Annotated in this window: 9 protein-coding genes; 3 read left to right on the forward strand and 6 right to left on the reverse strand. The window is 58.3% G+C overall.

Features of this window, described 5'->3' with window-relative positions; all coding sequences use genetic code 11:
• Positions 1–344 precede the first annotated feature (344 nt).
• The 3 genes from G518_RS0131800 to G518_RS0131810 form a co-directional block, all read right to left on the reverse strand.
• Positions 345–1,532 carry a ribonucleotide-diphosphate reductase subunit beta gene (locus G518_RS0131800; protein ID WP_028605912.1) on the reverse strand — a complete coding sequence of 396 codons (1,188 nt, stop codon included), beginning with the start codon at positions 1,530–1,532 and terminating at the stop codon, positions 345–347.
• Between the two features lie 219 nt (positions 1,533–1,751).
• On the reverse strand, positions 1,752–4,670 hold the full coding sequence (locus G518_RS0131805) for a ribonucleoside-diphosphate reductase subunit alpha (RefSeq protein ID WP_028605913.1): 2,919 nt from the start codon (positions 4,668–4,670) through the stop codon (positions 1,752–1,754).
• Between the two features lie 434 nt (positions 4,671–5,104).
• Positions 5,105–6,103, reverse strand: a complete 999-nt coding sequence (locus tag G518_RS0131810) for a LysR family transcriptional regulator (RefSeq protein ID WP_028605914.1) — start codon at positions 6,101–6,103, stop codon at positions 5,105–5,107.
• 164 nt (positions 6,104–6,267) lie between these two features.
• On the opposite strand from G518_RS0131810, the gene G518_RS37945 reads away from it, so the two are divergent.
• From G518_RS37945 to G518_RS0131825, 3 genes are all read left to right on the forward strand, one after another.
• Entirely contained in the window at positions 6,268–7,218 is a 951-nt protein-coding gene (locus G518_RS37945; protein ID WP_051237637.1) for a Bug family tripartite tricarboxylate transporter substrate binding protein, read from the forward strand.
• Between the two features lie 208 nt (positions 7,219–7,426).
• Positions 7,427–8,668 (forward strand): CaiB/BaiF CoA transferase family protein, encoded by a 1,242-nt coding sequence (locus G518_RS37950; RefSeq protein WP_036596836.1) that lies wholly within the window; start codon positions 7,427–7,429, stop codon positions 8,666–8,668.
• Between the two features lie 64 nt (positions 8,669–8,732).
• Positions 8,733–9,893 (forward strand): acyl-CoA dehydrogenase family protein, encoded by a 1,161-nt coding sequence (locus G518_RS0131825; RefSeq protein WP_028605915.1) that lies wholly within the window; start codon positions 8,733–8,735, stop codon positions 9,891–9,893.
• A gap of 537 nt (positions 9,894–10,430) precedes the next feature.
• Here G518_RS0131825 and ampD read toward each other — a convergent pair.
• The 3 genes from ampD to G518_RS37955 are packed head-to-tail and all read right to left on the reverse strand — an operon-like array spanning position 10,431 to position 14,270.
• Complete coding sequence (ampD, locus tag G518_RS0131830; RefSeq protein ID WP_028605916.1) at positions 10,431–11,033, reverse strand: 1,6-anhydro-N-acetylmuramyl-L-alanine amidase AmpD; 603 nt, start codon at positions 11,031–11,033, stop codon at positions 10,431–10,433.
• Positions 11,020–12,516 carry a sigma-54-dependent transcriptional regulator gene (locus tag G518_RS0131835; protein WP_156909625.1) on the reverse strand — a complete coding sequence of 499 codons (1,497 nt, stop codon included), beginning with the start codon at positions 12,514–12,516 and terminating at the stop codon, positions 11,020–11,022. The genes ampD and G518_RS0131835 overlap by 14 nt, the downstream gene beginning before the upstream one ends.
• Positions 12,513–14,270: a sensor histidine kinase gene (locus G518_RS37955; protein WP_036596838.1), complete on the reverse strand. Its 1,758-nt coding sequence runs from the start codon at positions 14,268–14,270 to the stop codon at positions 12,513–12,515. The genes G518_RS0131835 and G518_RS37955 overlap by 4 nt, the downstream gene beginning before the upstream one ends.
• Positions 14,271–14,280 lie beyond the last annotated feature (10 nt).

Consider the following 14,280-nt stretch of genomic DNA (forward strand, 5'->3'; position numbering starts at 1 on the left):
GCAGCTTTCTTGGCTGGAGCAGCAGCTTTCTTAGCTGGAGCAGCAGCTTTCTTGGCTGGAGCAGCAGCTTTCTTCGCTGGTGCAGCGGCTTTCTTAGCTGGTGCAGCAGCTTTCTTCACTGGGGCCTTCTTCGCGGCCGCTTTTTTCGCAGTTGCCATTTTCTTCTCCTTGATCAAGTTGAACTTTCAACAGGGAACGCTTCGTGCCTGTTGAGCGCACGAAGCGATTCATGGCGCTGGAGCTTGAGGCTCCAGCGCCATGAATACGGGTGCATCACCCCTCGCGCTACAGCGAGCGACGGTGGAGTGGTGCAAAAAAATAAACGCACGTTAATGTCGTTTCTTTCAGTCCCAGGAAAGAGCGCCGCCGGATTGATACTCGATCACCCGGGTTTCAAAGAAATTACGCTCTTTCTTCAAATCGATCATCTCGCTCATCCACGGAAATGGATTTTCCTCATTGGGGTAGAGCGGGTCCAAGCCGATCTGCGTGGCACGCCGATTGGCGATATAGCGCAGATAGCCTTTGAACATGGAGGCATTGAGCCCAAGCACGCCGCGCGGCATGGTGTCCTCGGCATAACGGTATTCGAGTTCGACGGCTTGTTCGAACAGGCCTTTGATCTCTGCTTTGAAAGCGGAGGTCCACAGGCCGGGGTTTTCCAGCTTGATCTGGTTGATCAGATCGATGCCAAAGTTGCAGTGCATCGATTCATCGCGGAGGATGTATTGATATTGCTCTGCAGCACCGGTCATCTTGTTTTGTCGGCCCATGGCGAGAATCTGCGTGAAGCCTACGTAGAAGAACAAGCCTTCCATGAGGCAGGCGAACACGATCATGCTTTTCAGCAAGGTTTGATCGGCTTCCGGAGTTCCCGTTACGAACAGTGGGTCCGAGATCGCATCGATGTATGGGATCAGGAATTCGTCTTTGGCGCGGATCGAGCCTACCTCGTGATACGCGTTGAAGATTTCTGATTCATCAAGGCCCAGTGACTCGACGATGTATTGATAAGCGTGGGTGTGAATCGCTTCTTCAAACGCCTGGCGCAGCAAAAACTGGCGGCACTCTGGAGCTGTGATATGGCGGTAGGTGCCCAGCACAATGTTGTTCGCGGCCAGCGAATCTGCGGTGACGAAGAAGCCCAGGTTGCGCTTGATGATCCGGCGCTCATCTTCTGTCAATCCGTTGGGATCTTTCCAGAGCGCGATGTCGCGGCTCATGTTGACCTCTTGCGGCATCCAGTGGTTGGCGCATGTGGCGAGATACTTTTCCCAAGCCCACTTGTACTTGAACGGCACCAGTTGATTGACATCAGTCTGGCCGTTGATGATGCGCTTGTCTGCAGCGTTGACGCGGCGAGCAGTGGCAGGTGCTGATGTGGATGCTGGTGCTTGCGCGCCAAAGGTCATGGCGGGTTTCGAAGCGAAGACGGCGTGCTCTCCAGCGCTTGATTCGTCGCTAGGATTTTGCATGAGAGGCTGCGGTGCAGGTTGCAAAGCGGGCCTTGATTCTTCGTCCCAGGTCAACATAGAAATTTCCAATGCTTCAATTATGGGAGCAACAGCGCGAATTGAAAAGTGTTCGCACTGTTCGCTACCAGTTTTTTGTTGTTATGTGGCATCGCCACGAGAACTTTTACCGATCTCATTCATCACTGACCCTTTCATTGAAGGGCCGCCCCAAGATGAAAGACGACCCCCTCGGGGGGCAGCGGACCTCGCGAAGCGGGGAAGCGTGGGGGCCTCATGTCATTGGCAGGCCTCGCAACCTGGGTCATCGATCGCGCAGAACTTGATGTCGGTTGCGGGGACATCGTTGAACGTTTCTTGAGGTGCAAGCGTGGCTGTTGAAGCTGGCTTTGTTGAGACACCAGAAGGCGCGCTTGAACCCGATGAAACTGAGTTGAGTCGGTCCGATTGCACGGTTGATTTCTCTGCGTGCGTCGCGCTGGAAGTGCGGAGGTAATAGGTGGTCTTGAGGCCACGCAACCATGCCAGCTTGTAGGTCTCATCAAGCTTTTTACCGGAGGCACCTGCCATGTAGATGTTCAGGCTCTGCGCCTGGTCAATCCACTTCTGGCGCCGTGACGCGGCTTCTACCAACCAGGAGGGTTCGACTTCGAATGCGGTCGCGTAGAGATCCTTGACCTCTTGCGGCACGCGATCGATGGGGGCGAGTGAGCCGTCGAAGTGTTTGAGATCCATCACCATCACGTCGTCCCACAAACCGAGGCGCTTCAGATCCTTCACGAGGTAGTGATTGATGATGGTGAACTCACCGGAGAGATTGCTCTTGACCGAGAGGTTGCCAAAGCACGGTTCGATGGATGCATCGACACCGACGATGTTCGAGATGGTGGCAGTGGGTGCAATAGCGACGCAATTGGAATTGCGCATGCCGTCTTGTGCGATCTTGCGGCGAAGCGCGTCCCAATCCAGTGTGGTTGAGCGGTCTACTTCCACGTAGTTGCCACCGCGTGACTGCTGCAGGAGGTCAAGCGTGTCCAGCGGCAAAATGCCTTGGTCCCAGAGCGAACCGCGGTAGCTGGAATAGCGTCCGCGTTCGGCAGCCAGCTCGGTCGAAGCCCAGTAGGCTTGATAGCAAACGGCTTCCATGGAACGATCTGCGAACGAGATGGCTTCGGGTGAACCATAGGCAATGCGCAACTCGTAGAGCGCATCCTGGAAACCCATGATGCCCAGGCCGACCGGACGATGGCGCAGATTGGAGTCGCGCGCTTTCTTGACCGCGTAGTAGTTGATGTCGATCACGTTGTCGAGCATGCGCATGGCGGTGGATACCGTGCGCTGCAGTTTGGCGTGGTCGATGCCGCCGTCTTTCAAGTGCTGCAGCAGGTTGATCGAGCCGAGGTTGCAGACGGCCGTTTCCGTGTCGCTGGTGTTGAGGGTGATCTCCGTGCAGAGATTGCTTGAGTGCACGACGCCAGCATGTTGCTGAGGGCTGCGTACATTGCAGGCATCCTTGAACGTGATCCAAGGGTGGCCTGTCTCGAACAACATGGAGAGCATCTTGCGCCAGAGGTCGTTGGCGGGCAAGGTCTTGCTGGGTTGGAGATCGCCACGCTGGGCGCGTTCTTCATAGGCGACATAGGCCTGCTCGAACGCAGTGCCGAACTTATCGTGCAGATCAGGAACGTCCGAAGGGGAGAACAGAGTCCAGTTGCCTTTTTCCATGACGCGGCGCATGAACAGATCCGGAATCCAGTTGGCGGTGTTCATGTCGTGAGTGCGCCGGCGGTCATCGCCGGTGTTCTTGCGCAGCTCCAGAAACTCCTCGATGTCCAGGTGCCATGTTTCCAGGTAGGCGCAGACAGCACCTTTGCGTTTGCCGCCCTGATTCACGGCGACTGCCGTGTCGTTGACCACTTTCAGGAAGGGCACCACGCCTTGGGATTCGCCGTTGGTTCCTTTGATGTGGCTGCCAAGGGCACGCACACGTGTCCAGTCGTTGCCCAAACCACCTGCGAACTTCGAGAGGAGGGCGTTTTCCTTGATGGATTCGTAGATGCCGTCGAGATCATCAGGCACCGTGGTCAGGTAGCAAGATGAAAGCTGCGAGCGCAAAGTGCCGCTATTGAACAGCGTGGGGGTGCTGCTCATGAAGTCGAACGATGAGATCAACTCGTAAAACTCGATGGCACGGGCTTCGCGATCGATCTCGTTCAGAGAAAGGCCCATGGCCACGCGCATAAAGAATGCCTGTGGCAACTCGATGCGGGATTTGCGCAGGTGCAGGAAGTAGCGGTCGTAGAGGGTTTGCAGGCCGAGGTAGTCAAACTGCAAATCCCGCTCGGGTTTGAGTGCTGCGCCCAGGCGGGCCAGGTCAAACTGCTGAAGGCGTTCGTCCAGCAGGCCGCCTTGTACGCCTTTCTTGATGAACTGCGGAAAGTACTCCACATAGCGAGCGGCCAATTCCGGCAGGCTCACGGTTTCTCCCAAGACTTCCTTGGCGATCGTGTGCAGCAGCAGGCGCGCGGTGGCGTAGGTGTAGTCTGGCTCTTTCTCGATCAGGGTGCGTGCGGCCAGGATGGCGGCTTTATAAACTTCTTCGACGGGAACGCCGTCGTAGAGGTTGCGCTGCGTTTCAATCAGGATGGGCTCGCCGCGCACGTCTGCGCCCAGGTCGGCGCATGCGTGGCTGATCAATGTCTTGAGGGCTGGCAGATCAAGTGCGACACGTTGGCCTTTGTCCAGGACGTGCAGGGTGGGCGCCTCTGGGACCGTTTCAAGCTTCTGATGAGCGCGTTCCTGGGCACGGCGCTCGCGGTAGAGCACGTAAGCGCGCGCGACTTCGTGGTGGCCGCTGCGCATCAAGCCGAGCTCCACCTGGTCTTGCACGTCTTCTATATGGAAGGTGCCGCCACCCGGGCGCGAGCGAAGCAAGGCGCGCACCACGGTTTGAGTCAAGCCATCGACCACTTCGCGCACGCTTGCGGACGCTGCGCCCTGGGTACCATGGACGGCCAGGAATGCCTTCATCAGTGCCACCGCGATCTTGGTCGGCTCGAAGGCCACCACGGCGCCATTGCGCCGCATGATTTGGTAGCTGTTCAGTGTGTTGCCGGGGACCAATGTTGTGGGCGCATTGTCAGATGAAGTTTTGACGCGAGCAGCATGGGCGGGCGCGGTGGCAGGGGCTAGTTGCATGAGTTCCTCTCGGTAAGTTGTTGTTGTCTCGGTGAATTGGGGGCGCGCGGCTGGCCAATTTAGGCGGCGGCGCTTTTCTTGCGTAGGACGAGACGATACACTATATGCAGTGCTTTTTCCATGAGATAAACACTACTGGTTGTGTATATTTGAGCTTTTACACATTCGTTGTGAATAGCTGTCAGCTATCGCTGCTCAGCCGCGCGAGCACGAAGCGCGTAGGCCCAGGGCGTGCGCGGCTTCTGATACAGAGAAGGAGGATTGGCGCTCCCGGACTGCGATCAATGGGCTTCAGGGGGCGGGTTCAGCTCTTCGTATGAGCGCATACGGCTTCGAAGCCGCTCTGCTGGCCACGCAACTTGACTCCGCATCGATTGATGCGTGTGCTCGTTCACTTCTTGTCAGGACCTGGAGCTGCGGTTAAGAACGTGTTCCTACGCTTTTACGGTGAGGCGGCGTGGCCCCGTTCTTCCAGAGAAACGTTCTGCATCGAATCGCGAGGCTTTGATATCGCCCTGCAACTCATGGTTCGCAGCGTGGCTTACCAAACCATTCAAAAGAGCTTCCGCTGCGATGGACATCCGAGTGTCTCTGGGCTTGCTTATATATATGGGCCTTACGATTTCTCGAGCGCTGATGCGCCGTGTTGCGATCTCGCGGCGGGCGAAGTGAGCACGCGCGCAGGCGGGGACCATGCATGACCCGAAGCCCGCCGCGACAAGCCCGGCTTGGGTCGACAACTGCTCCACCTCAAGGCCGGAGTCAATAGCGCCCGCTTCCTCCAGCACTTTCCGAGCGGGTGAGTATCCATCGCGAGTGCGTACCAGCATCTTGTGCGTGCCGTGCAAATGGATGAACGACATGCCCCGCAGATCAGAAAGCTGGAGTTCCTTCTTGCCAGGAGTTGCCTTGCTCAATGGGCTGGCGATATACATGGATTCTTCGAAGAGCGGTTGGAAGTCGACCTCCTGAGGTGATCCGGGTTGTGAGCTGATGGAAAAATCCACCAAGCCTTGCCGCGTCATTTCTCCGCATCGCTCTGAGGACACGTCGAACAAGCTGACCCGCACCAGTTCGTGCTTTTGTCTGAAGGGCCGTAGGGCACCAGGTAGCCAGTATTCCGCGAGGGAGGGCACGGTGGCAATGGCCACATGGCCGGCTTCCAGGGTGGAGACGGCACGAAGATCGGTTTGCACCAGATCCAACTCCTTGACGATACGCCTGGCACTGCCCAGTAGCCGTTCACCTTCAGAAGTCAGGCTGACGCCACGCCGCCCGCGAGCGAACAATCTGACCCCTAGCTGTTCCTCCATGCGGGCGATCAACTGACTCAACGCGGATTGGGTCATGTGGCATCTCTCTGCCGCGATGGTGAATTGCAGCACGTCAGCCAGCGTGGTGAACGCTCGAAGATCCTTTTCGGAGAGGTTCATTAAGACCACTAATCTAAAGATAATTAATATTAATTTTACATATACCTGACAAACACGAAGAATCTGCTTGGCGCGACGTAGCGGTACGCGACATAAGTGGGTTGGTCCGGGTTATCTCAGGATGCTTGCAGTGATCGCCCCATCTTGATAAACAAGGGGACAATATGAATTTGCTTGCACGTGTGTTTTTGACGCTGGGCGTCGCTATGACCGGTTTCACAGCGGTCGCCGATGAATCGCCCATTCGAGTGATCCTTCCCTTCGCCGCAGGAAGTGGCACGGACAATATTGCTCGGCCTCTTCTCGATGAGGTGACGAAGGCCACCAAACAAGTGTTTGTCATTGACAACCGCCCAGGTGCCAGTGGAGCCATCGCGGCTCAAGCAGTTGCACAGGCCGCACCTGACGGACGGACGTTCATGGTGACTACCAATACGACGCACACCATTAACCCGGTCTTGTTCAAAAAGCTGCCCTATGACCCGGTCAAGGATTTTTCACCGGTCGCGATGGTGAGCACATCGCCCTATCTCCTGATGGTGCGTAAAGATATGCCAGTGTCTAATGTCAAGGAATTGATGGACTGGATCAAGCTCAACCCTGGCAAGGCGTCTTATGGCTGGGGGGCGGCAGTCAGCCAGATGGCAGGCGCTGGATTTCTGAAGCGTTTTGACTTGAACGCGATTGGTGTCCCGTACAAGAGCAGCCCGCAAGCTGTGACGGACCTGATAGGGGGCCAGATCTCGTTTATGTTCCTGGATCTCCCGGCGGCCGTGCCTCATTTGAAAGGGGACCGACTCAAACCGCTGCTGGTAACTGCGCCCAAGCGCCTCGCGCAATTACCTTCTGTGCCGACGGCATCTGAAGCTGGGATCAAAGACTTCGATGTCTCGGCCTGGATTGGGGTATTTGCTCCCGCCGGCACGCCGGCTCCCGCGATTAAGAAAATGACCGAGGCCCTCACCCAGGCCATGCGCAGCCCTGCGCTTTTGGAAAGGTTTGAGTCCTGCTGCGTTCCTGAGGTGCTGGTCGGAGACGCATTCACCACCTACCTGCAAAAGGATTCGGCCCGGTGGGTTGAGCGGGCCGCCGCAGCCGGTATTCAACCCGAGTAAATCTGCTTTGAACACTCGCTTAGGGCGTGACGCTCTAAGACACCGTTCAGGTCTCAGCCACTGCCAGTTTCACGCCGCCATGTAGCGAGCGTGAAAGATCAGCGCTAAATGGCTGAGCAAACTACAAACGACCTTGGAAGGACTGGCCGCGCTTTCAGCGCTTCAGTCCGGGGCGTTTCCACGTTTTTTTTTGCCTAGAGAGGCACTCATGACCAGTTCACAATCGCCCAGTTCCGCTCCGCTCCACGGCATTCGCGTCATTGACATCACTGAGGTGGTGATGGGGCCTTCTGCGACGCAGATGCTGGCTGAGCTTGGTGCTGAAGTCATCAAGGTGGAGCCACCAGGGGGCGATATGTTGCGTGCCACCGGGCCAGGTGGTCGCAAGCAGGCGGGGCCGCTTTTTCTGAATCTGAATCGCAACAAGCGAAGCGTGGTGCTTGATCTCAAGACCCCGTTGGGCCGGGAGGCTGTCTTGCGTCTCGCCGCGGGCGCAGACGCGCTGGTCTACAACGTTCGTCCGGACGCCATGAAACGCCTTGGCCTGGCGTACGAAACGTTGCGCGAGATCAATCCCAAGTTGGTCTATGTGGGAACCTTTGGATTCAGCCAACGTGGGCGGTACGCAAAGAACCGCGCATTTGACGATCTCATCCAGGCTGGTGTGGCCATCCCTGCAGCGTCTTCCATGGCAGGCAGTGAGGTTCCCAGATATGCGCCTCTGAATCTTGCAGATCGCGCGACAGGTTTGTACGCCTTCGGTGTGATTTGCGCCGCGCTGTTAACGCGTGAGCGTACCGGGGTGGGGCAGGCGGTGGATGTGCCCATGTTCGAAACCATGGCCAGCATGATGTTGGGAGACCACCTCTATGGTCACACGTTCATCCCTGCGCGCGGCACGTTTGGATATCCGCGTTTGCTCAATCCTCAGCGCCGGCCTTTTCAAACGCAGGATGGCCTGGTTTGTTGCCTGGTCTACACAGACGATCAGTGGGCCAATTTTCTTCGTGCAGTGGGCGAGGGCGACCTGTTTCAGCGCGATCCACGTTTCGTGGACGGGGAGTCCAGAACCATGCATTCCGAAGCGCTCTACAAGCTCTTGGCGGACAAGCTCTCCACAGGAACCTCGCGGCAGTGGAAAGAGTTGCTGGAACCGTTAGGCATCACGGTGTTTAGCGCGCACAGCTTTGAGACGCTGCTTGAAGACCCGCATCTGAAGGACATCGGTTTCTTCCAGGAATATGAGCACCCTACCGAGGGAACGCTTCGAACCATGTCGGTTCCGAGTGAATGGTCCGCATCCACTCTTCCTGCCCTGCAGCCGCCCCCACTGGTGGGGCAGCACAGCACGGATGTATTGCAAGAGGCCGGATTCTCACAGGCTGAGATCGAAGAGATGGTTCGCCTGAAGGTCACGGAAGTGCCCGGCCTGAAGCCGCCCTTGATCTAGGAATCAGCTTGCGATCAACGCAGCGGCCCCTCATTTTTTTCACATTCCTTGAATCCTCATCATGATGAACTTCGATTTTTCTGAAGACCAATTGGCCATTCGCGACGCAGTCCAGTCGATTTGCGATGATTTCGGGCCGGACTATTGGTTGGAGCGCGACCGCGACGGACTCTGGCCCACCGAGTTCTGCGATGCGATTGCCAAAGGCGGTTGGTTCGGTGTGACCATGCCCAAGGAACAGGGAGGCAGCGGCCTGGGCATCAGCGCTGCGGCCATGGTGATGCGAACCATTGGCAAGCTCGGCTCCGCGGCTGTTTCGTCTATCCATCTCAACATGTTTGGCCCGCAGCCCGTGGTGGTGTTCGGAACGGAAGAGCAGAAGGCAAGAATGCTGCGTCCCTTGATCGAAGGCAAGGACCGCGCCTGTTTTGGTGTCACTGAGCCCAATGTGGGTTCCGACACCACAAGAGTACGCACGTTCGCACGCCGCGCCGGGGATCACTACGTCGTGACCGGGCAAAAGGTATGGACCTCAACCGCTCAACAAGCGAACAAGATCTTGCTGGTAGCCCGGACGACCCCTATTGAAGAGTGCGCACGCCCCATGGATGGCGTGACCTTGTTCTATACGGACCTTGATAGATCCAAGGTCCGTATCAGAGAGATCGAGAAGATGGCTCGCAAAGCCGTTGATTCCAACGAGCTGTTCATCGACGGGCTGGAAGTGCCGTTGGAAGATCGAATTGGCGAGGAAGGAAAGGGCTTCAAGTATTTGCTTCACGGCTTGAACCCGGAGCGCATATTGGTTGCTGCGTCTATGCTGGGATCTGCCCAAGCCGCGCTGGAGAGCGCTGCGGCATACGCCAAGGAACGCGTTGTTTTTGGCCGGCCTATCGGTAAAAACCAGGCCATTCAGCACCCCCTTGCGGAATGTTGGATGCGATTGCAATCGGCTGAGTTGCTCATGTGGAAAGCCGCTGCTCTTTACGACGCTGGAAAGCCCTGTGGGCTGGAGGCGACTTCGGCGAAGTACCTGGCGGCTGAATGCCACTTCGAAACTTGCTTGCGTGCCGTGCGTACGCATGGAGGGTTTGGATTTGCCAAGGAATACCATGTTGAGCGCGGATTCCGGGAGAGTGTTTTGAGTCTTCTGGCGCCTGTGACGCAGGAGCTGGCGCTCTGCTATGTAGCTGAGCAGGCGTTGGGGATGCCGAAGTCGTATTAGGAATCTAAAAGTCCCGGGCGCGCTCCGTCTCTCTCTAAGAAAAGGCCGAGCGCAGCGATGGCCCGAATCAGGCTCCCCACCCCTTGAGGCCGTGCCGAGGAGCGCAGGGCGAGGGGCGGGCAAGAGCACTGCAAGATGCTCTTGCTTCAAGAACTAGCTTGCGGCAGCTGTTTGAACGTAGTGAGCGAAGCGAAAGAAGAGAGTTCTGCCGCACCGCCCCTTGACTGAGCACCGGAGGGTGCCCGAAGCGCAGCGTAGGGACACGGACTTGGGGTCGCATTTCTTTGGTTAGTTGCTTTCGGCCGGCGCTCCGGGTGCGAGCAAAGAAAGGGACTGCGCTGCCGGGCGCAATCCCGGCCTCCGACCTTGATGCAAGCTCAGAAGACAGCAAGTAGGCGCTACGAATAAATCAACCGCTGCTTGCCCTCACGCCGCAGCCGGCCGCCCCAGCCCTCTCCCAGGGGGAGAGGGAGTTAATACCCCCCGCCGCGCGGAATAGGTTGAAGGTGGTGAAGATCTAGTTCTAAGGGCGATCTTTCAAGACGCCGGGAATTGCGTTGCCGACCACCCCAACATATCCCGCAACAACACCCAATCAAACCCCACCCCAGGATCCTGCTTACGCCCCGGAGCGATGTGCTCATGGCCAGTAATGCCCTCGATGGGATAGTGGCCCGCAATCGCGGCGCAAAGGCTGGCCAGGGTTTCGTACTGCGCCGCCTCAAATACACCCCCCTCAAGTCCTTCGAGCTCGATCCCCACCGAAAAATCGTTGCAGTTCTCCCGGCCTTCATAGCTCGATGCGCCCGCATGCCAGGCACGATCAGCGCAACTCACGAACTGCCACAGGGCGCCATCACGCCGCACGTAGAAATGTGCAGAGACCTCCAGCCCGCGGATACCTTCGAAATAAGGATGCGCCTGCCAGTCCAGTCGATTGGTGAACAGGGCCTGCACGTGATCGCCTTCGAAGCGGCCTGGCGGCAGGCTGATGGAGTGCACGACGATCAAGTTGACGTCGGTACCGGCGGGCCGTGGCCCAAAATTAGGCGAGGCCAGCCAGCGTGCGTGCCGGTACCAGCCCTTGTCCCACAGAACCTCCGGTGCGCCCGGAGCCGGGTGCAGCTCAGACGGATTCATCGCCGCTGTCTTCACCCCCCGGGCCGGTGATGCCCAGGCGCGCCATGCGGTAGCGGATCTGACGCAGATTCAGGCCTAAACGGGCCGCTGCGGCTGTACGGTTGAAGCCGGTTTCCCCCAGTGCGCGGACCAGCATCTCTTTTTCCTGAGCATCCAGCCAGACTTGCAGATCGCTTGGAATCGGGGGCAGGCCTGTCAAGATCGACGGCGCGACCATGGGCTCCTCTGACCTATTTGGAGCGGCGATGACCTGATCGCCAAAGCTGAAGTCGAACCCGTCATCGTCGCCATCACCGTCACCCAAGGCGAGAGAGCGGTGAAGCAGGTTCTCTAGTTCACGGACATTGCCGCGAAGAGGCGCTTCGTTCACTTCGCTCAATAGACGAGGGGAGACTGGCAGCGGCTGTGCACCCGAATCTGCTGCAATACGCGCGAGCAGTGCTTCGCACAGCGCAGGCAGATCTTCCCGGCGTTCGCGCAGGGGCGGCACGACGATTTCGATCACGTTGAGGCGATAAAAAAGATCCTGCCGGAATCTGCCGGCCTGCACTTCCGCTGCGAGATCTTTGTGCGTGGCGCTCACGATGCGCACATCCACGGGCTCTTCCTGCGTTTCACCCAAAGCCCGAACGCGGCGCTCCTGGATGGCTCGCAGCAGCTTGGCCTGCATGGCCAATGGCAGGTCGCCAATTTCATCGAGAAACAGGGTGCCGCCACGAGCGGCTTGGAAAAAGCCCGGGCGGTCCTGAACCGCGCCGGTGTAGGAGCCCTTGCGCGCTCCGAAGAATTCGGCTTCGAGGAGGTTTTCGGGAATGGCGCCGCAATTGACTGGCACGAAAGGACCTGTGCTTCGCTGGCTGCACGCGTGGATGGCGCCAGCCACCAACTCCTTACCCGTACCCGATTCCCCTTGAACCAGCACCGGCGCCATACTGGTGGCGACCTTGACAATGCGTTGTTTGACGCCCCGCATGCTCGCCGAATTCCCCACCAACCGGGCCAGCGCCACGGAGGCCGCATCGCCTGCAGCCCTATCCGCCAGCGAGGCCGTGGCCAGGGGCAAAGCCTGAGTGACCGGCAGCGATGGCATGACCGCCGACGATTGAAGTGCGGAGGCCACCACGCTGCGGAACTGCTTCAGATCCACAGGCTTGGTCAGGTAATCAAAGGCGCCAGCCTTCAAGGCTTCTACTGCGTTTTCGGCAGAACCATAGGCGGTGATCATGATGCAGCGTTCGGGCCGGCGCGCTGCGGCGACTTCGTGCAGTAGTTCAAGGCCAACGCCGTCCGGCAGTCGCATGTCGGTAATGAGGATGTCGAAGTGCTGGCTTTCCAGATGTTCACGCGCCTGTGCGAGGCTGGCCGCCGCATGGACACGGTGTCCTTCGCGCAGCAGGGTGAGCTCGTAGAGCGTACGCAGATCCGGTTCATCGTCGACGACCAGCACATGCGCGGGTCCGGATAAGGAAGTCAGGGGATTCATGGCATATCCTGCACAGGCGTGCGAGCAAGGGACCCGGGGGCGCGCCTTAAGCTGAGGAAGAACTCATTTCCTTCGGCAGTGCTCCCTTCGCGTTCGCGCGGGGCACGTTCGTAACCGATCAAACTCGCGTGTCTCTCGCACAGTTCGCGGCAGATGAACAGGCCAAGGCCCGTGGATCGGCTTTCTGACGAGAAAAATGGTTCAAAGAGATGGCGCCGAACGGTCGGTTCCATGGCGGCACCATCGCTCCATACGGCCAGCAAGACGGGGCCGTCGCGCACAACATGGGTTTTGACTTCGATGGCACCAACAGCGCGGCTGGCATAGCGAAGGGCGTTGTCCAGCAAATTGATCAGTACGCGCCGCAGATGCTCGCGAGAAAATTGCACCTGAACTTCGGGCGTGTGCATCTGTATGACCAGAATTTCGAGGGCGCCATTTTGCTGTGCCCAATCCCGGCAGATGGCCTCGGTGCTGGAATTCAACTCCACAGTAGGGGTGGGGCCGTCTTCGTCCTGGTGTTGTACCCGTGCGATGGCTAGCACGTCATCGACGATATTGCCCAGGCGCTGGGCGTTTTGTCGCACCATCGCCGATAGGCGGCGCTGCGCCGGATGTTCGAGATCTTCTTCCAGTAGCGCGTTGGCCTGGCTGATGGCCGCTAGAGGATTGCGAATTTCGTGCGCCACCGCGGCCGACATGCGGCCCATGGCCGCCAATTTTTCAGTGCGCAACTGCGCTTCCATTTCGCGCATATCCTGCAAAAACATCACGCACAGGCCTTTGCGGCCGTCGTTCATGGAAGGGGTGAGAAGGGTGCGCACCTGGATATGCGAACTCTGCAGATCGGCGTGGCGCAGGACAATCTGAGCCGAATCCACCGCCCGGTCGATAAAGCTCATATGGGCTATTTCGGCGAGCTGAGCCCATGCCGGGTTGTCACCCAGATTGAAGATGGGCGGGGTGACCTCTTGATCTGAGTCCAGGATTAATCTGGCGGCCGGGTTGGCCGCACGCACCATGCCATTGGACTCGACCACGAGAACGCCATCCGAAAGCGTTTCGATCACCATGTTATTGACCAGCAGCTGCTCGCGTGCTTCTGCACGGTTACGGCGAGCCAGGCGTTCTTCACGGGCTAGCCGCCCCGAAAGATGGCTGATCAGCCATCCCAGCACCAGTAAGCCAGCTCCGGCGAGGCCTGTCTGGGCCCATTCAGTGGTGCCATTCCACTCGGGAGAGGCGGTTGATTTGACGGTAAAGCCTAGCAATAACAGGGTTGCCAGCGCTGCCGTACCCAAGGTGAGTGCGCGCGATCCCAAAATGGCGGCCATCAAAACCGGCAGCGCCAGCAGTGGTGAAAAATTGAGGTTGCCGATTTGCTGCCAATACAACAGGCCGAAAAAGCCGAGATCCGCACCGGCTGTGTAAAGCCATTGCGCATCGAAGTGGCGGCCTTGCCGCCTTGGATGAGCCAACAGCCGGACAGCCAAGGTCAGAATCAGGTACCCAGTAGACAGTACGACCAGCCAGGAGGGGGCGGCGTGGTTTGTGAAGTACAGAACAAGGTACACGCCCAGCAACGCCAAAGCGATCATGACCCGCGCGGTCATGAAGGCTCTCCACAGGCGCGCGAAATCAGATTCTTCAGGGTTACCCAGATCGGGCTCGGCGGCGTACCGCGAGGTGGGGCCAGTGGGGAATCGTGCGGAGTTGAACCACGACGATTGGTCCGCCGGCCTAGGGGGTGTCATCAATTCAAAC

Origin of the sequence: Ottowia thiooxydans DSM 14619 (assembly GCF_000422885.1) — a bacterium.
GTDB classification, from domain to species: Bacteria; Pseudomonadota; Gammaproteobacteria; order Burkholderiales; family Burkholderiaceae_C; genus Ottowia; species Ottowia thiooxydans.